At 41.8% G+C, this 19,727-nt stretch carries 19 protein-coding genes; 4 read left to right on the forward strand and 15 right to left on the reverse strand.

Going from position 1 to position 19,727, the window contains the following annotated elements; translation table 11 throughout:
- Nucleotides 1-35: 35 nt before the first annotated feature.
- Nucleotides 36-521 carry a hypothetical protein gene (locus E1160_RS08925; RefSeq protein ID WP_155154803.1) on the forward strand — a complete coding sequence of 162 codons (486 nt, stop codon included), beginning with the start codon at nt 36-38 and terminating at the stop codon, nt 519-521.
- 5 nt (nt 522-526) lie between these two features.
- Here E1160_RS08925 and E1160_RS08930 read toward each other — a convergent pair whose 3' ends face one another.
- Both E1160_RS08930 and E1160_RS08935 read right to left on the reverse strand, forming a co-directional pair.
- Nucleotides 527-1,360 (reverse strand): alpha/beta hydrolase family protein, encoded by an 834-nt coding sequence (locus E1160_RS08930; RefSeq protein ID WP_218048807.1) that lies wholly within the window; start codon nt 1,358-1,360, stop codon nt 527-529.
- A gap of 163 nt (nt 1,361-1,523) precedes the next feature.
- Nucleotides 1,524-2,369, reverse strand: a complete 846-nt coding sequence (locus E1160_RS08935) for a sterol desaturase family protein (RefSeq protein WP_155154805.1) — start codon at nt 2,367-2,369, stop codon at nt 1,524-1,526.
- An 88-nt stretch (nt 2,370-2,457) separates the two neighbouring features.
- Between E1160_RS08935 and E1160_RS08940 the strand changes: the two genes are divergently transcribed.
- On the forward strand, nt 2,458-3,063 hold the full coding sequence (locus tag E1160_RS08940) for a TetR/AcrR family transcriptional regulator (protein ID WP_155154806.1): 606 nt from the start codon (nt 2,458-2,460) through the stop codon (nt 3,061-3,063).
- Nucleotides 3,064-3,120: 57 nt separating this feature from the next.
- Here the strand turns inward: E1160_RS08940 and yghU are convergent, their stop codons facing one another.
- The 4 genes from yghU to E1160_RS08960 all read right to left on the reverse strand — a co-directional run bounded on the left by yghU (nt 3,121) and on the right by E1160_RS08960 (nt 6,124).
- Complete coding sequence (gene yghU / locus E1160_RS08945; protein WP_155154807.1) at nt 3,121-3,954, reverse strand: glutathione-dependent disulfide-bond oxidoreductase; 834 nt, start codon at nt 3,952-3,954, stop codon at nt 3,121-3,123.
- Between the two features lie 108 nt (nt 3,955-4,062).
- Nucleotides 4,063-5,316, reverse strand: a complete 1,254-nt coding sequence (locus E1160_RS08950; protein ID WP_218048808.1) for an SEL1-like repeat protein — start codon at nt 5,314-5,316, stop codon at nt 4,063-4,065.
- A gap of 11 nt (nt 5,317-5,327) precedes the next feature.
- Entirely contained in the window at nt 5,328-5,678 is a 351-nt protein-coding gene (locus tag E1160_RS08955; RefSeq protein WP_155154809.1) for a hypothetical protein, read from the reverse strand.
- 71 nt (nt 5,679-5,749) lie between these two features.
- The gene (locus tag E1160_RS08960) at nt 5,750-6,124 is read right to left on the reverse strand and encodes a hypothetical protein (protein WP_155154810.1); all 375 of its coding nucleotides are present in this window, start codon (nt 6,122-6,124) and stop codon (nt 5,750-5,752) included.
- Nucleotides 6,125-6,241: 117 nt separating this feature from the next.
- On the opposite strand from E1160_RS08960, the gene E1160_RS08965 reads away from it, so the two are divergent.
- A complete protein-coding gene (locus E1160_RS08965; protein WP_155154811.1) occupies nt 6,242-6,949 on the forward strand; it encodes an NAD(P)H-dependent oxidoreductase in 708 nt (235 codons plus the stop codon).
- A gap of 61 nt (nt 6,950-7,010) precedes the next feature.
- Here the strand turns inward: E1160_RS08965 and E1160_RS08970 are convergent, their stop codons facing one another.
- From E1160_RS08970 to E1160_RS08995, 6 genes are all read right to left on the reverse strand, one after another.
- Nucleotides 7,011-8,339 carry a TRAP transporter large permease gene (locus E1160_RS08970; protein ID WP_155154812.1) on the reverse strand — a complete coding sequence of 443 codons (1,329 nt, stop codon included), beginning with the start codon at nt 8,337-8,339 and terminating at the stop codon, nt 7,011-7,013.
- Nucleotides 8,339-8,974, reverse strand: a complete 636-nt coding sequence (locus tag E1160_RS08975) for a TRAP transporter small permease subunit (RefSeq protein WP_155154813.1) — start codon at nt 8,972-8,974, stop codon at nt 8,339-8,341. Before E1160_RS08975 ends, E1160_RS08970 begins: the two co-directional genes overlap by 1 nt.
- An 86-nt stretch (nt 8,975-9,060) precedes the next feature.
- A complete protein-coding gene (locus tag E1160_RS08980) occupies nt 9,061-10,068 on the reverse strand; it encodes a C4-dicarboxylate TRAP transporter substrate-binding protein (RefSeq protein WP_155154814.1) in 1,008 nt (335 codons plus the stop codon).
- Between the two features lie 300 nt (nt 10,069-10,368).
- A complete protein-coding gene (locus tag E1160_RS08985; RefSeq protein ID WP_155154815.1) occupies nt 10,369-11,733 on the reverse strand; it encodes a sigma-54-dependent transcriptional regulator in 1,365 nt (454 codons plus the stop codon).
- A 17-nt stretch (nt 11,734-11,750) separates the two neighbouring features.
- A complete protein-coding gene (locus E1160_RS08990) occupies nt 11,751-13,505 on the reverse strand; it encodes a sensor histidine kinase (protein WP_155154816.1) in 1,755 nt (584 codons plus the stop codon).
- Nucleotides 13,506-13,616: 111 nt separating this feature from the next.
- Nucleotides 13,617-14,825, reverse strand: coding sequence for a urate hydroxylase PuuD (locus E1160_RS08995; RefSeq protein WP_155154817.1), 1,209 nt, complete (start codon nt 14,823-14,825; stop codon nt 13,617-13,619).
- A 213-nt stretch (nt 14,826-15,038) separates the two neighbouring features.
- On the opposite strand from E1160_RS08995, the gene E1160_RS09000 reads away from it, so the two are divergent.
- On the forward strand, nt 15,039-15,941 hold the full coding sequence (locus E1160_RS09000) for a LysR family transcriptional regulator (RefSeq protein ID WP_155154818.1): 903 nt from the start codon (nt 15,039-15,041) through the stop codon (nt 15,939-15,941).
- 116 nt (nt 15,942-16,057) lie between these two features.
- Here E1160_RS09000 and E1160_RS09005 read toward each other — a convergent pair whose 3' ends face one another.
- The 3 genes from E1160_RS09005 to E1160_RS09015 form a co-directional block, all read right to left on the reverse strand.
- Nucleotides 16,058-17,089 carry an adenosine deaminase gene (locus E1160_RS09005; protein ID WP_155154819.1) on the reverse strand — a complete coding sequence of 344 codons (1,032 nt, stop codon included), beginning with the start codon at nt 17,087-17,089 and terminating at the stop codon, nt 16,058-16,060.
- A 49-nt stretch (nt 17,090-17,138) separates the two neighbouring features.
- Nucleotides 17,139-18,461 carry a guanine deaminase gene (gene guaD, locus E1160_RS09010; protein WP_155154820.1) on the reverse strand — a complete coding sequence of 441 codons (1,323 nt, stop codon included), beginning with the start codon at nt 18,459-18,461 and terminating at the stop codon, nt 17,139-17,141.
- Between the two features lie 177 nt (nt 18,462-18,638).
- Complete coding sequence (locus E1160_RS09015) at nt 18,639-19,715, reverse strand: BMP family ABC transporter substrate-binding protein (RefSeq protein WP_155154821.1); 1,077 nt, start codon at nt 19,713-19,715, stop codon at nt 18,639-18,641.
- Nucleotides 19,716-19,727: the final 12 nt, after the last annotated feature.

Below are 19,727 nucleotides of genomic sequence, written 5' to 3' on the forward strand. Positions count from 1 at the left end.
GACTTTCAGTATATTATATATGGGGGAGGCAGATTATGTCTGAAGCATTTGAACGCGATGAGGAAGATGAACTTGAGTTAATACCAAGTGAGTTAGATGATCGTAGTCATGCAGAATTGTTGATGATGTATAATGAATCAGCGCTCTCTATTCGTTTTCAAAAAACAAGTCAGTGGAAAGCCCTTGCCATGGGCGTTTTTATACTTCTCACGATTATTGTTTTTTGTGAATATTCCCCCGATCGCCTTTATGGTATCGCCCCTTGGTTAATCATTATCTCCACCGTCACAACAACTATCTTTGGCTATGTGATATTTGTCTATCATCTTCTGCAATCGCTGGAACGTAAGAAAATTGTCAAGATATCCGAAAGTTTTTCAAACCTGTTTCAAGAAATAAGATCTATCAAATCCCCCGTTGAAACTGCTTTTCACCGATATACCTTACTCTTGGTAATGCTATCTGTGCTTATCGGTTTCTGCGTTATGAGCATTCATATGTTAAGTCGATATGTTTATTAACCTTATTATGGGACAAATATATCCTCATTGAAGCTATTCCACATATCCCGGTTCCGCAGAATATCATTATGACCATAGCCCGTAATTGATTGGAAAGATGCATTTTTGCCAAGTTTTTGTAATGCATCTACATACTTCTCCCCATAAACAGGCAAAGCAACCTCATCGTTGGCGCCAGTAACAGCAAGTATTTTGATCTTTGAATGAATACTCTCAATATGTTGGTGTGCAGAGAGACCACGCCCTTGATACCACGCAGTGATATTCATATGCTCTGCCCATTCTTCCACATAGAAGTTGCCGCCGATCAAAATGGCCGTATCCGGTGCAAAACCATCAACAATCCCCATACCTAACCCCAAGATACTGGCCCCGCCAGAATGACCAATAACAACCAATCTACTTGCTTCATAATAGTCTTTTAATTTCAAAATAGCATGAGATACAGCACGCACGGTATGGTCACGATAGGCATCGCCTTCGTAATAGTAATGATTCCCACTAGATTGTTCTTTTTCATTTTGATAGCCGGGACGTGTCAATGCGACCAGAGCTACATTTTTCTGCTCCACCTTAGGCAATACACTGCGCATCCCCTTTAAGGATCGCCCCCCACGGTTTTTTAAATAATCACCATGTACAAACACAATCAAGGTAGGTTCTGAAGAAAAATTTGGCGATTGATAGGTATCCAATACCAAGCAATGTTCATAAGCTGAAACACGATTTATAAAATCTTGCTTTTCACAATGATCAACATTTTCGGAAGCAAAAGCAGATGCCCCTGATAAAAACAAGAAAACGTAAATCATTGAGCTGATAAGTAAATTAATCTTCATTATTTCCCCCGATATATAAGTCATTAAAGAATATATTTGTCAGTATTATCTATATCTGAACGAATATATTCGAACTCACAACAGGAGATAGTTTTTCTTATGAACAAACTCAACCCCGAAAAATAAATTAATTACGTACCATCTTTCAAATAGTTACAAAAACTTAAGACATCCATCCCGGAGGATTAATCAGAATACGTAACCTATCTCGCCAAGTTTTTGCTCTCCATATATCTTTGGATAATTTCCCCAATTCGTAAAAATTGATCTTAATGGGGTTAGATGTTCCTATTTGCGGCAACACGCCATATTTTACCTTTTCCTCTTCAGCCTGATATGTACCAAATAGACGATCCCATATAATCAAAATCCCCCCATAATTCTTATCGATGTAATCTCTATTCGTCCCATGATGCACACGATGAACTGACGGGGTATTAAGAATACCTTCTAGCCAACCTAACTTGCCAATCTTCTCCGTATGTATCCAACCTTGATAGGTCACGACAAAAACCACACCGACAAGAACTTGGATAAGATCAAATCCGATCAACACCATTGGGATAAAGAATATCCATTCCACCAAACTCTCCCACCATGCCAATCGAAGGCCCGTGGACAAGTTAAATTCATGCGAAGAGTGATGGACACTGTGATAGGTCCATAAAGCCCTGATTTCATGTTCCAACCGATGCATCCAATAATAAGTTAAATCCGCAACAATAATGGCGGCAATCCAACTCCATATATTCACGGGGATGTCAAAAAATGCATAAGGCGCAATTAGAACCAGTCCGATAATAAACACCAAGCCATAGGTAATGCGATCAATCGCAATATTTCCAAGTGCAATGGCAAAATTTGCGGCTGTTTCCTTCCACCCCCTGCCTGTTTTCTTAAAAATATCCCATCCAATTTCCGCAAACATTAAGGCAATCACGAATAAGGAAAAGATATCTGCATATTCCAGCAAATAACGATATTCATTTAAAGCATTCTCAAGATCCATTGTTCAAAATCCTCATTAATAGAATGAACGTTCTATTTATATTTAGATCGACTCATGCTAATGTCAACTGAACATAGGAGATTTTTATATGAGAACTGTTGATCCAAAGAAGCGTGAAGCTAAAACTCAAGCTATCTTAAAAGCTGCAATTGGATGTTTTAGAAAACATGGTTTTCACCAGACCGGGATGGCTGAAATTTGTAAAGCCGCAAAGACAAGCCCCGGGGCGTTGTACCATTATTTCAAAGGCAAAGATGAAATAATTCAGGCTATTGCGGAACAAGAACAGCGGGAGGTAAACGCCTATTTTGAAGTTTTACGCGCATCAAAAAACTTCAAAAAATCTCTATTTGAATTTATTACTGAGGTCATCAAAGAAGCCTGTCATCGACCAGATAATATTCTCTCAACAGAGATTTTTGCTGAAGGCACAAGAAATAAAAATATCGCAAAAATCATCGAAAAATCTGAAGGAGTATTTCTTGATGGATTAACTTCCATCCTCAAGGAGGCCTCAGAACAAGAAAAAATCGTCCTCACTCTTTCCCCTGAAGAAACAGCCAAAACCCTTATGATTTTTATCTATGGAACCAGTACAATGGCACTTATTGCACGTGATCTGAATACAAAACAACTAATCAAACTTACCGAAGAAAACCTAAGCTATATCCTTCAAGGTAAAGCTACTCCCTAAACAAAAAGCCCCGCAATAATATGCGGGGCTTTTTAACTTCATAGCTATCTTAGATAACTACAAGTTATCAAAATCCGAAGCATCATGACGTTCTGGCAAATTGCCCTCACCGGACTTATTAACAATACGTCCACGTTGAACGGCTGGACGCGCTAAAATTTCTTTCGCCCAGCGTTGAACATTTTTATAGTCATCTACCTGCAAGAATTCAGACGCCTCATAGGAATTATGCAATACAAGATTGCCATACCAAGGCCATGCACCCATATCGGCAATGGTATATTCGTCTCCCGCTATATACTTATTATTCGCTAATTGCTTGTCTAACACATCCAAAAGACGTTTGGTTTCCATTGTATAACGGTCAATCGCATATTCGATTTTCTCTGGTGCATAGAAATAGAAATGACCAAAGCCACCACCAACAAATGGCGCAGAGCCATGTGACCAAAATAACCAGTTCATCACCTCTGCCCGCTTAGCAGGGTCAGTTGGTAAAAACTTACCAAACTTTTCTGCCAGATAATGCAGGATAGAACTTGTTTCAAAAACGCGCTGTCCAATTTCCACATCATAAAGAACCGGAATTTTAGAATTTGGATTTAATTCCACAAAGCCGGAGGAGAATTGCGCCCCTTCACCAATATTGATCAAATAGGCATCATATTCAGCTTCTTTTACACCAGCTTCCAATAATTCTTCCAGCATAATGGTTACTTTTTGACCATTTGGCGTGCCTAAAGAATGAAGCTGCAGGTTATGCTTGCCCTGTTGTAAGTCGGCTTCATGGGTTGCACCAGAAATCGGACGATTGATACTCGCCCATTCACCACCACTTGCAGCATCCCATTTCCATACCTTTGGTGGTTCGTAATTATTATCTTGAGTCATTTCCATCCTCGTCGTTTGAATTCGATTGTTTCACTCGAAATAATGTTCCAAATGAGTAATTTAAAGGGCGGCTTGATCAATTATTTTGTGAAAATAACGATCAAATACCTATGGTAACGTTGTCAATCGACTGCTTGCTTTATCATATCTGGGTGCTGCCTTTGAATACCAATATCTGGCACGAGCAATATCCTTATCAACATAGTCACCATGCTGATAAAGCAAGCCTAATGAATATTGAGCCCCCGCTATTTCAAATGAGGCATATCGTTCCAACCGTTCCAAAGAAACTCGCTTTGCTTCAAATCCATAAGGTTTTCTCTTAATTAAATTATTCATAGATAAACTTATCATTAACCTCATTGCATCTGGGCAAAATTCTTCAGCACTATCTTCTACATAGGCTATAGCTTCTCGCTGTTCATTACCAGTTTGTGCTGCGTTAATGAGCCATAGAGAATACAAACAACCTGCCTCACCAGAGTATCCATGAAACAGATTTGCAATTAACTCTCCATCTGTTGAATCTCGTGCAATAACTGCCATTGCCTGCACATATCCATCTTTTGCCAGTTCCAATAAAATAGTTTGTGCAGCTGAAAACTCTTCTCTCCCACCTACCCCTTCATAACGCAGATAGGCGGACATGAATCTTTCATTCAAGTTGTTTGAAAGTTGCTGCTTATCATACCAAGATCGAATATCTGCCAATACTTTTTTTATATATGCTTGTTCTGCATGGCATATGGACGTTTCGTGATCCGGAATATGCGACATAAGTATTTCATCAGTAATATAATCAAATCCCTTATCAATTTCTTTTTTCACTTTTTCCAAATCAAATATTTCACGCATTTTTAATGCAGCTACGTCACAATTTTGCGAAACATATAAGCTACTTAAAAAATCTGCATACCTGCGCACAGCACTAAAAAATTTTGGGTTAGTGGAGTAGTATTCTTCAATATATCGTTGTAACTGCAAATTGCCTTCAATAGAAGAAACTTCCTGCTCAAAATAATAAATTATTAATGCAATGCGTGCATATTCATATCCTGCAGCAGCAGACATCGTTAGATATTTTTTTACTTCATATAAGTTTTCTAAGCGCCAATGCACACGAGCTACCAAGTATTGTAATTGAGGATTACTGGGATCCTCTTGCAATTCATCAAGGCATTTATACATCGCCTGTGCCACATTGATATCCTCAAACTCTACCCCTTCTATGCTTGTTGCAGGGTCGTCTGGATGTGCGACTAATTCTATACAGGCTTTATCTTCTCCCCAAAAGGCAGTTGCAAACTTTGGGAAAAACATAACTCCCATTACTACAAAAAAGCAAAATACAATACGGGACATCATCACATTCCTCAAAAAATAGAAATATGATCAATTTTGATCGTGTCGTTTTCTTCTTTAACAACCATCTCCGCTACGTAATCACCGCTACATTTACTAAAATTTTGAGTCCAGATGACAGCAATTGAATCTGGTCGACGGAAGATACGAACAAGATCACGCCCTTCAAACAAACCCAAGTCAGCTTGACATTCTTCACAAACTTTCTGGAAGCCTTCTTTCGAAATATGTGTTTTGATCCTATCACTAAAGTCTCGAATATGTGCCTCATAGTCAAAATCAATAGACGAGGACACAATATTGTCCATCATCGGATCAACAATCGCTAGGATTTCCGCATCGCTCTTTTCTTGTAAATTCACGCTTATTCCCTTCCCCAAGATATATACTATTTCGGCATCACTATGAAGGAAATGATCATAATTGCAAAGTGTTAGTCACCGACCACACGAAATTCACGTAGGGTGCCAACAATATCGGACCAGTAATATTTATCCCCATCACGCATCACATCATATGCAGACCAACGTGGACTTCCCCAAGAACTTTCATATGCATTTTTATACTTATTTACTTGCCATTTCCCATGTTCAGATCGTGTACCATTTTGATCGCCCGAAATATAAACAGTCACGCCATTGGTATAAAAATGCTGGGTATAAGGCATACCATTCCATTCCCCTTTTATCTTTTGACCATTCAAAAGGGAAAAAATCTCATCTGCTTTTAACTTTACAGGCTCCGCCCAAGCTGATGAAGAATTGATCGAAGCAACAACAATCAACAAGAATGACAGATGACGTAACATGTGACTAAGCCCTTATAAAAATATCACTTTAGCGCAGATTAAAAGCTAGCTCGTTTTAGTCAATTCACATAAAGTTGAGCCAATTAATATTGAAGAATTTACGACGGGGTAGTCACAATGAAAGTCTTTATGGTATGCGCCCATCCGGAACCGCAATCCTTTAATGCAGCCATGGCACGGCAAACGATAGAAACATTTGAAGCCGCCGGGCATGAAATTAAAGTGTCGGACCTTTATGAGATGAATTGGAACCCTGTGGCGTCCAGCGAAGACTTCAGTGCGCCTAAAAACGAAGATTATCTGGTATATGCACTAGAACAACGCAATGGTTTCAAAACTGACAGCTTAGCCCCTGACATTCAGGCAGAGATTGCGAAATTACAATGGTGCGATTTGTTAGTTCTCAACTTCCCGCTCTTCTGGTTCTCTATGCCTGCGATCATGAAAGGCTGGATTGATCGCGTCTTTGTATCTGGTCTTTGTTATGGTGGCTTGCGTATCTATGACAAAGCCGGGATGAAAGGTAAGAAAGCTCTGGTTAATCTGACCCTTGGTGGCCAAACGCATATGTTTGATGGGGATGATAGTATCCATGGCAATTTGGAAGATATGTTAAAACCGCTGTTGCGTGGCTCATTAGGCTATGTCGGTTTTGACGTACTTCCGCCCTTTATTGGCTGGCATATTCCCTATATCAGTCAGGAAGATCGTGAAAAGGTCATGCAGGAACATAAGGACTATCTATTAAATCTGGATAGATTAGAACCTCTTCATTTTGTGGACACCTCAAAATTTGACGACCATTTTCATAAACTTGAAAATTAAACAGAAAAAAGCCCGAGAGAAATATTCCATCGGGCTGTTCTTTTAAGTAATTAATCTGTGCTTAATTTCCTAACACCAAATTTGGTAACCACAATACAATTTGCGGGAAGGCAATTAACACAGCCACCGTAATGACATCGGCGATAAAGAATGGCGATGCCCCACGGAATACATCCTGAACCGATATATCTGGCCGTACACCAGCTACCACGAAACAGTTTAATCCAATAGGCGGTGTAATCAAGCATAGCTCTGCCATTTTCACCACAATAATACCAAACCAGATTGGATCATAACCAAGCGCTACAACGGCAGGGAAGACAACTGGCAAGGTTAATAACAACATCCCAATCGCATCCATAAACATACCCAAAACCGCATAGGCGGCCAGAATCATCAATAAGGTAACGATTGGTGGTTGATCCAAACCACTGATCCATATGGCAAATTCACCCGGCAAGTCTGCAAAACCTAGGAAACGTACATAAAGCAACACCCCCCAGATGATAGTGAAGATCATTACAGTCAGCTTTGCGGATTCAAGTAACGCGCCTTTCAAGTCACCCCATTTCATGCCTTTAAACAAAGCCATCACAAGGACAACAAATGCACCTAAGGCTCCAGCCTCAGTTGGTGTCCCCCATCCGCCATAGATACAGAAGATAATAATCGCAACCACAGCGAAGATCGGCATTGCGCCAGGTAAAGAACTAAAGCGTTCGCTCCATGTAAAACCTGTTACTGGTGGCCCTAAATCTTTACGCGTCTTCGCCATAAAGACGACCAAACCACCATAGATCAAGGCAGACACTACGCCCGGCAAGAAACCAGCTAATAGAAGCTGTCCAACAGATTGCTCAACGATAATTGCATAGATCACTAAGATCGCAGATGGTGGAATCAAACTTGCCAAGGTTCCCCCAGCTGCAACTACACCTGCAGCAAAGCGTTTATCATAGCCAAGCTTTAACATTTCTGGAATAGCGATACGGGCAAAGACAGCGGAAGTCGCTACAGATGCACCAGACACAGCCGCAAAACCAGCCGTCGCAAATACTGTTGCCACACCAAGGCCGCCCGGCAACCAACCAACCCAACGTTTTGCGGCTTCAAACAAAGCACGGGTTAAGCCTGCGTAATATGCAAGATAACCGATCAAAATAAAGGTCGGGATCAAACTTAAGGCATAAGTGGTCGCTTTAGAATGCGGAATAGTTCCCGCCATTTTCATGGCAATCAGGAACCCTTTTTCGATACCATATTTCTGCGCAAAAATCGCAACTAGCCCCATAAAGCCGATAAAAGCAGCTGCAAAGGCCACACGTACCCCGACTAATACCAAGACAACTAGAAGGCCAGAAAGCCATAGACCAATTTCAAAAGCGTCCATTATGCTTTCTCCTCTTTTTCATCCACACTCGCGCCAGAAACCGATTCTGCTTCATGTGCTGCCTGAGTTGCTGCATCTTCAATCAATGGTACGGCGATTGGTTCATCTTCACCGGAAATAACCGCACGAATATATCCCCATGTATGAATAACCAAACGTAATGACAAAATAGATAAAGCCAACGGCACCATAAACTTTGCAGGCCATAAAGGTAGTGCAATATCGATGGAACTATCCCCATTGGTAAAGGCTCGCATGAAATGTAGCCAAGACCCATAAGTCAGTGCCATGGTCAGGAATAACATCACAAGGGTAGAAACAAGTTCAGCCACCCATAATGCGCGCCCTTTCAAGCGACCTACAAGGATATCCATGCGAATATGACCGCCTAGACGGTGACAATAAGCAACTCCTAAAAAGGCAAAAACTGCCATAGCTTGTTCAACCCAATCGATAAAACCCGGTACAGGAAGGTTGAATAACTTACGTCCGATAATTTGCGCCACAGCCAACAGCATTAAGGCTAGAATAACCAAACCACCTGCCAAGGCTAATTTGCTTTCAATATTAAATAATGTGCGGTCTAGCTTACTAAGGGTAGAGCTATCCTCATGCACCATTGACGTTCCCGCCATGAGAGTTCCCCTCTCATAAAAACTTTAAAGAAATAAAAAAGGGAGGTCGCCGTGATCTATTGCGACCTCCCAAAGTGTTGGAAGCCTTACTTCGCAACCATGCCTGCTACTAGGTCATATAATTCCTGAGCAGGAATACCTTTTGCAGACATGTCTTTGATCCAAGCGTCTTTTGCTGGACCAGCTACAGTTTCTTTAAACTTTGCAAGCTCCGCATCTGTGAATGTAACACGAGCGATACCTTTTTCGTCCAACTTAGGACCCCATGCATCCATTGTTTTGCCGTTATAGTTGGCAATATAATATGTCACAGCTTCATCCAAAGAAGACATCAAAGCGTCGCGATGATCATCAGATAGCGCTTCTAATGCATCTGTATTTGCAACAACCGGGCAATTTACTGTGCCTGGGTTCAAGTTCGTTGTCCACCATTCAGCAATATCAACTGTACGGAACGCCATATGCGCGTGAGGCGCAAAAGCAACACCAGTTACTACGCCAGATTCTAGAGCGTTATAGACCTCTGTTGCAGTCATAGATGTCGGCACACCACCAACAGCTTTCATCGCTTTACCAACACCGCCTGTCGCACGAACACGCATACCTTCAAAATCAGCTAATGTGCTTGGTGCTGCACCTACACCTGCCAAGTTATATTGTGGCATTGGTGTCGGCATCAAGATCGTCGCATTCCAGCGCGCCAAATCTTTCTTAACAGCAGGATGCGCATAAACCGCTTTTGCAATTGCCGCTTCCTGATCCAAGTTCTCAACGCCTAAGAATGGAAGCTCCATAACTGTGATTGTTGGGTTTTTGTCACGGTGATAACCAGCACAGAATTGCGCCATTTCGAACGCACCAATAGAAATACCGTCCAAATTTTCTTTATTTTTGGATAAACCACCATAAGAAATATTCAATGTGAATTCGCCGTTGGTTTTCTCAGACACCAATTCAGCCAATTTTTCAACATGTTCGGTAAACGCGCGACGTTTACCCCATAAAGATACATTCCACTCTGTTGCCATTGCTTCTGCACTGAAAGCAAATGTAACTGCTGCCAATGTCAAAACTTTCAATTTTTTGTTTAGCATTTTGAAGTCCCTATTTTGTTCAACTGGATCGGTATAAACTATTATCCGATCTCCCCTATCAATCTGTTCACAACTTCTCGCTGATCACAGAACTATGATACTTTAGGCATAATAAATGCCAATTTTTATTGTGCATCGCAATATTTATCGAATTAAAAATTAATCATTATATTTCAAATAATTATGATACTTAAAATTCACCCTTAAAGAAAAGATCACAGTTAATATTGCAACGCCCTTGCGGAAATCCGCAAGCAGCCTCGATTCCAGCTTGCAGATTTCAGCAAGGAGATAGAATTTTTATAAATAGTCAGTTCGATTAATATCGTATTTCACTAGTTTCTCATTCAGGGTTCTGCGCCCAATACTTAAGGAGGATGCAACAGTTTCCATATCCCCCGAATGATTTTCCATGGCCTTCACAATCAACTGACGTTCAAATGCATTCATTGCATCCCTAAGTGTTTCAGGTTCATCAGGTTGTGCCGACGAATATGACAGGGCTTCAGCTACGGTTCCTTTACCGCGACGATTAGCAAGCACACGGCGTTCCGCTACCTGACGTAATTCACGGACATTCCCTGGCCAATCATGCCCCTGTAATGTTGCAACATCGTCTGCGGTTAATGTTGGTACCATCGTTCCATAAGTCGCAGCATATTCCGTTAAGAAATGCGTAAAGATCAAAACAATATCTTCTTTGATTGTGCGAAGTGGCGGTAATTCCAAAATCAATGTATTTAAACGATAAAACAAATCTTCGCGGAAACGACCTTCCTGTACCGCTCCTTCCAAATTTTCATTAGTCGCTGAAACAACCCGAATATCTATTTTTTCGGCCTTTGTAGATCCCACGGGCATTACTTCTCGGTTTTCCAATGCACGTAACAACTTTGCCTGTTGATCTAATGGACAAGCCCCTAATTCATCCAGAAATAGCGTTCCACCATTTGCGGATGCAAAATATCCTTTTGAGGCAGATGTAGCCCCAGTGAAGGCACCTTCAACATGACCAAACATACTTGCTTCAAACAAGTTCTCTGGAATGGCCGCACAATTAACAGCCACAAAGGGACCAGAGACACGAGGGCTAAGATCATGAATTGATCTGGCGACAACTTCCTTACCTGTACCTGTTTCACCTAACACCATAATTGTGGCTTCGGTATCCGCAACATTCCGGATGTCGTCTTTCAATTCATGCATCAGTCCACTATCCCCTAAAAGGACATGATCCAAACCGGAAAGCTGAGACACTTTTTGACGAAGATTAGAATTTTCAATAGAAAGACGATGCGCTTCCGCGCCGTGCTGTAACACCCTTGCAAGACGTGCAGGATCAAAAGGTTTTTCAAGGAAAGTATAAGCCCCTTTTTGCATGGCTTCTACTGCCATAGGCACATCACCATGAGCCGAGATTAGTACAACGGGCAGATCAACGTTGCGCTTTTTAATTTCATCCAACAACTCAAAACCACTCATGCCCGGCATACGCATATCGGTCACTAAGACATCCGGTAAGGTCGCTGACAAACCATCTAATGCCAGTCGTGCTGTAGGAAAAGCCTCTACATCAAAACCTGCCTTGCCCAGAAAATGTTCAAGAGATTCGCGCATTTCACGGTCATCATCCACAACAGCAACTTTATATTTTTCTTCCGCCATCTAGATATCTAAACCTCTTATCTTTGGTCTTCTAACAACACTGGAATACGCATGGAGAATTCTGCACCGCCTGTCTTTCTACTGCGCGCCTTGAGTTCCCCACCATGGTCTTCTACGATCGAGGCAGAAATGGCAAGTCCTAGCCCCATACCTTCACCAGAAGCTTTGGTCGTTACGAAGGATTCAAACAGTTGATCCGCTAATTCCTCTGGAAGGCCTGGTCCACGATCTAGTACATTTACCATAGCAAGCTCGCCTTCATGCGTTAAAGTGATATCGATGGACTGCCCACCATTTTCACGCATCGCATCAATACTATTTCGTATGAGGTTAATCAGAACTTGTTCAAGACGTAATCGATCCCCACGCACTTTCACTTGTTCTTCAGGCACATCGACAGTCAAGCTTACATCTGCTGTATGGATATCCGCAGACATGATTTCTTTCACGCCGGAAATCACATCCTGTAAGGTTACATCCTGCAAACTATTCCCACCGGGTCGGGCAAAGAATTTAAGCTGCTTGGTGATTTCCCCCATACGTCCAACGACCCGCTTTAATCGTTGCATCACATCACGGGTTTCATCATCCATTTTGTTATCTGGTAAATCCGCCCAAGCAAGATAGTTTTGCATCGCTGATATAGGTTGTCCAAGCTCATGAGAAACGGATGCAGCTAACTGCCCTAAAGCAGCCATTTTACTCGTCTTACGCAATTCTGCTTGTGCACGATCCAAACGAGTTTCCGCGCGTTGGCGTTCTTCAATCTGTTGTTCTAATTTATAGTTTAGAGCCCGCAAGGATCGGCTATCTTCTTCGGAAGCTCGTAACTCTCTTTTAATTCGTTCAGAACGCAACACCAAATATACTGCTAATAAAATGCTTAAGAAAATAAAGGCAATCATAGTTGCCGTTTGACTTCCTTGAATGACAAGTTTTTTATCAGCCAAATAATGCAACTGCCAACGCAAATAGGGGATATCTGAAATCTGATGTAAATATTCCACCTGCCCCAAGATCAATTCGTGATCCCCCAACATTTGAACATCAAGAGGGTCTAATGCTTTCCCAACAAATTGTTTCTCTGCGCGGATAACCTCTTTTGCCTCAGATGTCAGTGGTTGAATGGACCTATAGTTCCAACTTTCATCTGAAGAAAGCACAACAATCCCATCATCATTCGCAACGAAAAGTTTTTCACCTCCCTCTGCCCAAGATTTAGTTAATGGGCTCAAATCCACTTTCATGGCCATCACCCCTAACATCACCCCTTCTAGGTCACGGATAGGTTCACCTACAAAATAACCCGGTGTTCCTGTTGTTACACCAATCGCAAAGAACTCCCCTCTCCCGCCTTCTAAAGCCGCCTTGAAATAAGGTCGAAAACCATAGTTTTTACCAAGGAATGTTGGACTTTCTCGCCAATTGGAAGAGGCAATCGTCAATCCTTCGGTGTTCATGATGTAAAGCGCATCTACCTGCGCTTGTTTGGCAAAGCTTTCCAAACGTAAATTTAGGACTTGAGCACCACCTTGTTGCAATCCTGCTATCACATGATGATCACGAGCCAAAATATGCGGCAAATGCTGGTATCGTTCCAGCGCAGAAATAAGTGTAGACGTATAAAGAGCGGTTCGATCTGAAGCTCGATTAAATTCCGAGGTCCAATATATTTGACGCGCAACACCATATACCATCACCAGTAATATCATGGCGATGAATAAGGCTATTAGTCGAAAAATAACTTTGCGTTGAAGTAGGAAATCTAACACTGGAACCCCGAAAAAATTTATCGGAGTATAAAGGGTTCAGCTATAAAAAAGAAAGCCTGAAAAGAAAAAGCCCCTGAATATAGGGGCTTTAACGACTAACATTAAGATTGCTTATTCTTCTAATCCGGGCAAACCCGCCTTGATCCATCGACCAAGTAATTCACGATCTTCTTTTGTCATACCAGTTTCATTACCAAGTGGCATATTTGTTCCAACCACAGCTTGGGAATAGATTTTGTCTCCCATCGCACGCATCTGGTTTAAATCATCCAAAACAACGCCAATCGGCGCTTCATCCCAGTCTTCGTGAGTTGGTAAAGAAGAATGGCAACTAGAACAATGCGTCTTCACAAGAGTAAAAGCCTGTTTCACATCAATTTCTTCACCGCCATCTGCAATTTGTTGAGCAGGACTGTAGGACAGCCACATTACAAGAATTACAGTTAATGCACCTGCCGCAGGATAAAGCCATGTGCGCCACCATGCTGTGACACCTTGATGGCCGGTAATGTAATAGTGACGTATCAAGGCCCCAATCACGAGGATAAAGGCAAAGACAATCCAAGCATATTCACCACCGTAAAGAAACGCATAATGATTGGAAATCATCGTCAGCAAGACAGGCATGGTTAGATAGCTGTTATGCATGGAACGTTGCTTCGCCACTTTACCATAATAGGCGTCTGGTGTTTCTCCATTCATTAACATCTTCACGACTTTTTTCTGGTTCGGAATAATGATGAAGAAAACGTTACCCACCATGATAGAACCAATCAAAGCGCCAGCATGGATAAAAGCTGCACGACCAGAAAATATTTCACCAAAAATCCAAGCTGCAAAGATAGCAAAGGCAAATACCAAGACCAATAACAGTCCCAGATTGTCTCCAAGTTTTGAACGGCAAAGGCTGTCATAACCAACCCAGCCAGCTATCAGACCGACAATACTTAAGAAGATGGCTTGCGGGGCTGTTAAGTCCATGACTTCTTTATCAATTAAAAAAGCTTCCGCGCCCCAGTAATAAACCACGGCCAACATACCAAAGCCAGAAATCCAAGTAAAATAGGCTTCATATTTAAACCAATGAAGCCTTTCTGGCATACGGTCGGGTGCAACTAAGTATTTTACAATGTGATAGAAACCACCACCATGAACTTGCCATGTTTCACCATGTGCTTTTTTCGGTAAGTTTTCATCAGGCTCAAGACTTGCATCTGCAAAAACGAAATAGAACGAGGATCCGATCCAAGCGATCCCCGCTGTGATATGCAGCCAACGAACCAACATATTAGCCCATTCAGCGTAATTGATATCAAACATATATTTCCCCTAACTGAACCGAGTCAGTTTTCCATACGTAACATGGATATGAGTTTATTTGTTATTTTTGTGGAGACATAGCAATAGGCGCAATCTTAAAAATAAGATGCGTGACTACTCCCCTTATTACTGGACATAGTATGCCAAAAAATGTTTAAACAAAAAATACTTTAAACTCTTTATTCTCTTTCAAAATAAATTAGACAATTGCCAATGACTGATATTTCTGATCTTGTAGTTTATGTTCGCGTGGTGGATCAAGGCAGCCTTTCTGCAGCGGGTCGGGAATTACGCATGTCCCCAGCGGTTGTTAGTCATCGTTTACAACGCCTAGAAGCACGTTTAGGTGTTAGGCTCTTAAACAGGACAACACGCAAAGTACATACGACCGAAGAAGGCGAAATTTATTACGGTCATTGTCTGCGCATCTTGGAAGAAGTCGAAAAAGCAGAACAAGCACTCACTGAATCTCGTGAAAATCCGAGTGGTCTTTTAAAAATCACAGCACCTGTGTCATTTGGCCGTCGCTATTTGGCGCCTCTTATTCCCGATTTTGTGAAAGCTTATCCAGAAGTTGAGCCGCGCCTTCATCTCACCGAAAGCCTGGTTAATCTGGTTGAAGACGGATTTGATTTAGCGATACGTGTCGGACGTATGGAAGATTCAAGTTTAATGGCGCGAAAATTAGCGAAAGACCATCGCTACATATGTGCAAGCCCAGAATATTTGGAAAAACATGGGACACCAAAAATCCCTCAGGACTTGTTAGATCATAACTGTTTGTTGCTTCGCTTTCCCGGATCACGACAATTTAAGTGGCGCCTAGTGGAAGATGGCGTTTCTCATTTTTTAGCTGTGAAAGGTGATTTAGACACCAACAATAGTGATGTATTACTGGACTGGGCTTTATCAGGTTGTGGCATTGTGATGAAGTCTCAATGGGAAGTCGGAGAGCACATCAAATCAGGTGAACTTATACCTTTCTTAGAAGAATATGTACCACAGGATAATGTGGTTGCAGCACTATACCCACAAGGCAAGCATGTCCCGCCTAAGCTGCGCGTATTCATTGATTTTCTCGTAGAACGGATAAGCCATCCCGTTCCATGGGAATGATTATATGTCTTGCATAAAAGAAAATCTTCACTTGTTTTTAGCCGGACTTTTTCTAGTTATAACAAGTAGGATTAGTGTTTGATTAAGATAAGAGCCCAGCACAATAGCAAGGGAATCTAAACATTATGCAAGTATGGCGCAGAAATAGCTTCGATTTCCTGAAGTAATTCTTTTTGACGATCCAATTCAGCAAAGCTTCCTGTCACACTATTACGGGCCAACAAAACTGTTTCTTCCAACGTTAAATCCAATGCTTTATCAACCGCATTGAAGTTGGCATTCATATATCCACCAAAATATGACGGATCATCAGAGTTAATTGTCGCAGCTAACCCCATTTCCAACATCTTGCGTAATGGATGATCCTTCATATCGGAGACCACGCATAATTTCAGATTAGATAACGGGCAAACAGTCAATGTTTTTTGTTCATGAACCAGGCGTTGTACCAAATCAGTATCTTCCAAAGACCGGTTACCATGATCGACACGGTCAATCTCAAGAATGTCCAATGCTTCATAAACATATTCAGGCGGCCCTTCTTCGCCTGCATGGGCAACAAGCTTCAACCCTTTTGCTTTAGCTTCCGCGAAAACATTTTTAAATTTGGAAGGTGGATGACCTACTTCAGAAGAATCCAAACCAATGCCATCAATGATAGATAAATGATGCTGAGCCTCTTCCCATGTCTTGAAAGCGTCTTCTTCAGACAGATGACGCAGATAGCTCATAATTAATTTAAAGCTAATACCAAACTTTGCTTGCCCATCTTCTAATGCAGAGTGAATACCTGTTATCACCGTTTCAAACGGAACACCGCGCTCTGTATGACCTTGTGGATCAAAGAATATCTCAACATGCTTTACATTATCTGCGTGGGATTTTTTAAGATATGCCATGGTTAGGTCATAATAATCCTGAGTATGTTGTAGAACGGACATACCCGCATAATAGATATCGAGGAAATCTTGCAGACTATTAAATTCGTAAGCTGCCCGAATTTCTTCAACAGATTTATAAGGCAGTTCAATTTGATTTCGCTGTGCTATTTCAAACATTAATTTAGGCTCAAAGCTACCTTCAATATGAAGATGTAATTCTGCTTTTGGAAGCTTTGCGAATAACTCACTTGCTTTTGAATGTTGCATAATCCCAATCCTTATATTTCTTGTTCTTGTTATAATTTACCGAAAATTATCACTTATGATAAATCTTTTTCCCATTGGCATATGTTGCCTGAATGGCACGATCATCACCCATAATCATTTGCACAAAGAGCGCATCTTCGATGCTATCTACATTTTCCATGCGGAAATCAATTAACGGGGTAGATTTTAAATCCATGACAATCAGATCAGCTTCTAAGCCAGTTTCAATAGAACCAATCTTATCACTCAACCCAAGCGCTTCTGCCCCGCCTCTTGTTGCAAGATAGTATGCTCTGATAGCACTGAGTGAAAAATGCTTCATCTGGGCGATTTTATAGCCTTCTTGCATGGTTTGCAGCATAGATAAGGATGTCCCACCACCGACATCAGATGCAATTGTGGTTGGGACAGCCTCTTTCCCTATTGTGGCACGTTCCAAGTCAAATAGGCCACTGCCGATATAGAGATTAGATGTCGGACAGAAGGCAGCAATCGTGCCGCGCTCTTTCATGCTGGCCCATTCCCTATCTTCCATATGGATACAATGTCCATAGATAGATTTTGCGCCCGTCAGGTTGTAGTGATCATAAATATCCAAATATCCGTCACGTTCCGGGAAAAGAGATTTCACCCATTCAATCTCTTTCATATTTTCTGACAGATGTGACTGAACATACACATCTTGGAACTCATTTCGTAATGCGCCTAATGCTTCTAATTGTTCATGCGTTGACGTTGGTGCGAAACGAGGTGTGATTGCATAAAGGTTGCGACCTTTATTATGCCATTTTTCAATCAACGACTTACTATTATCATAAGCAGATTGTGGCGTATCCGTCAGGAAGTCAGGCGCATGGCGATCCATGCAAACTTTACCCGCAATCATACGTGTGCCAAATTTTTCAGATACCTCAAAAAAAGCATCCACGGACTGAGGATGAACCGTACAATAAATGGCAGCTGTTGTGGTGCCAGCCTTTGTTAATTCAGATAGAAAAACTTCTGCAACTTTATCAGCATGTTTCTTATCAACAAACGCGCCTTCTGCAGGGAATGTATATTTATTCAACCAGTCCAAAAGTTGGGCCCCATAAGCGCCGATCACTTGTGTTTGCGGGTAATGGACATGGGTATCAATAAACCCCGGCATAATTAACTTATCTGTGCCTCGATAATCATGAAGATCGTATTCTCCGGACAGATGCGCTAAGACTATTTCGGCATTTCCAGCGGATTCGATCTTGCCATCACTCAGTATAATAGCACCATCGCTTTCATGACGAAAACAAGAAGCCGCATCCTCAACAAAAGGATTACCTGTAAATGTTACATAGCTGCCGCGCAGCACTGTTTTCTGTGAAGCTGTTTGCATGTCACAAATTCCTTTTCAAACAAATGCTTCAAAGGATTTCTGCATAAAATCGCACCGATGATATGAAGGAATTCTCAAAAACGGATATTCTTAAAACCTAAATATTAAGAAAACGGGCCAATCCGTATATTGGATCGGCCCATCTTCAAATCAACTCAGTTGAAGTATCAGGCCACCTTATTGAGGCATCTCGCCATCAACACCTTCAACATAGAAGTTCATGCCAGCCAAGAAGCCGTCATCTGGTGTTTCACCGGCAGGTACAGCAACCGTACCGTCTTGTTTAACAACAGGTCCTGCAAATGGATGAACTGAACCATCAATAATACCTTTACGGATAGATTCAGCGAGCTCAACTACATCAGCAGGAATTGCTTTATTGTAATCAGCCATCACAACCATACCAGTTTTGAAGCCACCCCATGTGTCGCCACCACCAGTCCATGTGCCGTCCATGACAGCTTTTGTACGTTCAATGTAATAAGGTGCCCAGTCATCGATAATTGCTGTTAGATGCGCTTTTTCACCGAATTTATGCATGTCAGATGCTTGACCAACTGCCCATACGCCACGCTCTTCAGCAACCTGCACAGGTGCTGGGGAGTCTGTATGTTGCAAAATCACATCTGCACCCTGATCAATCAATGTTTTAGCTGCATCAGATTCCTTACCTGGATCAAACCAAGAAGATACCCAAACAACTTTGATTGTTGCATCCGGGTTTACAGCACGTGCACCACGGATTGTTGCGTTAATACCACGAATAACTTCTGGGATTGGGAAAGATGCAATGTAACCCAATACGTTGGATTTTGTCATCTTACCAGCGATGTGACCAACCACATAACGGCCTTCATAGAAACGACCGGAATATGTCGCAACATTCGCTGCTTGTTTATAGCCTGTAGCATGTTCAAACTTAACATTCTTATGACGCTTCGCCGCTTTCAAAGTCGGGTTCATGTAACCAAAAGAAGTTGTGAAAATCAAGTTATGGCCTGTTGCAGCCAATTGGTTGATCACACGTTCCGCATCTGGGCCTTCTGGTACGTTTTCAACAAATGTTGTTTCAACACCTAATTCTTTTTCCACAGCCAAACGGCCTTGGTCATGCTGATATGTCCAGCCATGGTCACCCGGAGGGCCAATGTAAACGAAACCAACTTTAACATCTGCAGCTTGTGCAGACATTGCAGCAAGACCCGCTGCAACAGCAACCGCACCAGCTGCTTTTTTCAATACGGATTTGAACATCATATTCTCCCT

The organism is Curvivirga aplysinae, assembly GCF_009711445.1.
GTDB classification, from domain to species: domain Bacteria; phylum Pseudomonadota; class Alphaproteobacteria; order UBA8366; family Aestuariispiraceae; genus Curvivirga; species Curvivirga aplysinae.

What these genes read in the sequence shown, in the direction of transcription:
- E1160_RS08925 (WP_155154803.1), top strand. Translation starts at nt 36, where the DNA reads ATGTCTGAAGCATTTGAACGCGATGAGGAAGATGAACTTGAGTTAATA.
- E1160_RS08930 (WP_218048807.1), bottom strand. Translation starts at nt 1,360, where the DNA reads ATGAAGATTAATTTACTTATCAGCTCAATGATTTACGTTTTCTTGTTT.
- E1160_RS08935 (WP_155154805.1), bottom strand. Translation starts at nt 2,369, where the DNA reads ATGGATCTTGAGAATGCTTTAAATGAATATCGTTATTTGCTGGAATAT.
- E1160_RS08940 (WP_155154806.1), top strand. Translation starts at nt 2,458, where the DNA reads ATGAGAACTGTTGATCCAAAGAAGCGTGAAGCTAAAACTCAAGCTATC.
- yghU (WP_155154807.1), bottom strand. Translation starts at nt 3,954, where the DNA reads ATGACTCAAGATAATAATTACGAACCACCAAAGGTATGGAAATGGGAT.
- E1160_RS08950 (WP_218048808.1), bottom strand. Translation starts at nt 5,316, where the DNA reads ATGTCCCGTATTGTATTTTGCTTTTTTGTAGTAATGGGAGTTATGTTT.
- E1160_RS08960 (WP_155154810.1), bottom strand. Translation starts at nt 6,124, where the DNA reads ATGTTACGTCATCTGTCATTCTTGTTGATTGTTGTTGCTTCGATCAAT.
- E1160_RS08965 (WP_155154811.1), top strand. Translation starts at nt 6,242, where the DNA reads ATGAAAGTCTTTATGGTATGCGCCCATCCGGAACCGCAATCCTTTAAT.
- E1160_RS08970 (WP_155154812.1), bottom strand. Translation starts at nt 8,339, where the DNA reads ATGGACGCTTTTGAAATTGGTCTATGGCTTTCTGGCCTTCTAGTTGTC.
- E1160_RS08975 (WP_155154813.1), bottom strand. Translation starts at nt 8,974, where the DNA reads ATGGCGGGAACGTCAATGGTGCATGAGGATAGCTCTACCCTTAGTAAG.
- E1160_RS08980 (WP_155154814.1), bottom strand. Translation starts at nt 10,068, where the DNA reads ATGCTAAACAAAAAATTGAAAGTTTTGACATTGGCAGCAGTTACATTT.
- E1160_RS08985 (WP_155154815.1), bottom strand. Translation starts at nt 11,733, where the DNA reads ATGGCGGAAGAAAAATATAAAGTTGCTGTTGTGGATGATGACCGTGAA.
- E1160_RS08995 (WP_155154817.1), bottom strand. Translation starts at nt 14,825, where the DNA reads ATGTTTGATATCAATTACGCTGAATGGGCTAATATGTTGGTTCGTTGG.
- E1160_RS09000 (WP_155154818.1), top strand. Translation starts at nt 15,039, where the DNA reads ATGACTGATATTTCTGATCTTGTAGTTTATGTTCGCGTGGTGGATCAA.
- E1160_RS09005 (WP_155154819.1), bottom strand. Translation starts at nt 17,089, where the DNA reads ATGCAACATTCAAAAGCAAGTGAGTTATTCGCAAAGCTTCCAAAAGCA.
- guaD (WP_155154820.1), bottom strand. Translation starts at nt 18,461, where the DNA reads ATGCAAACAGCTTCACAGAAAACAGTGCTGCGCGGCAGCTATGTAACA.
- E1160_RS09015 (WP_155154821.1), bottom strand. Translation starts at nt 19,715, where the DNA reads ATGTTCAAATCCGTATTGAAAAAAGCAGCTGGTGCGGTTGCTGTTGCA.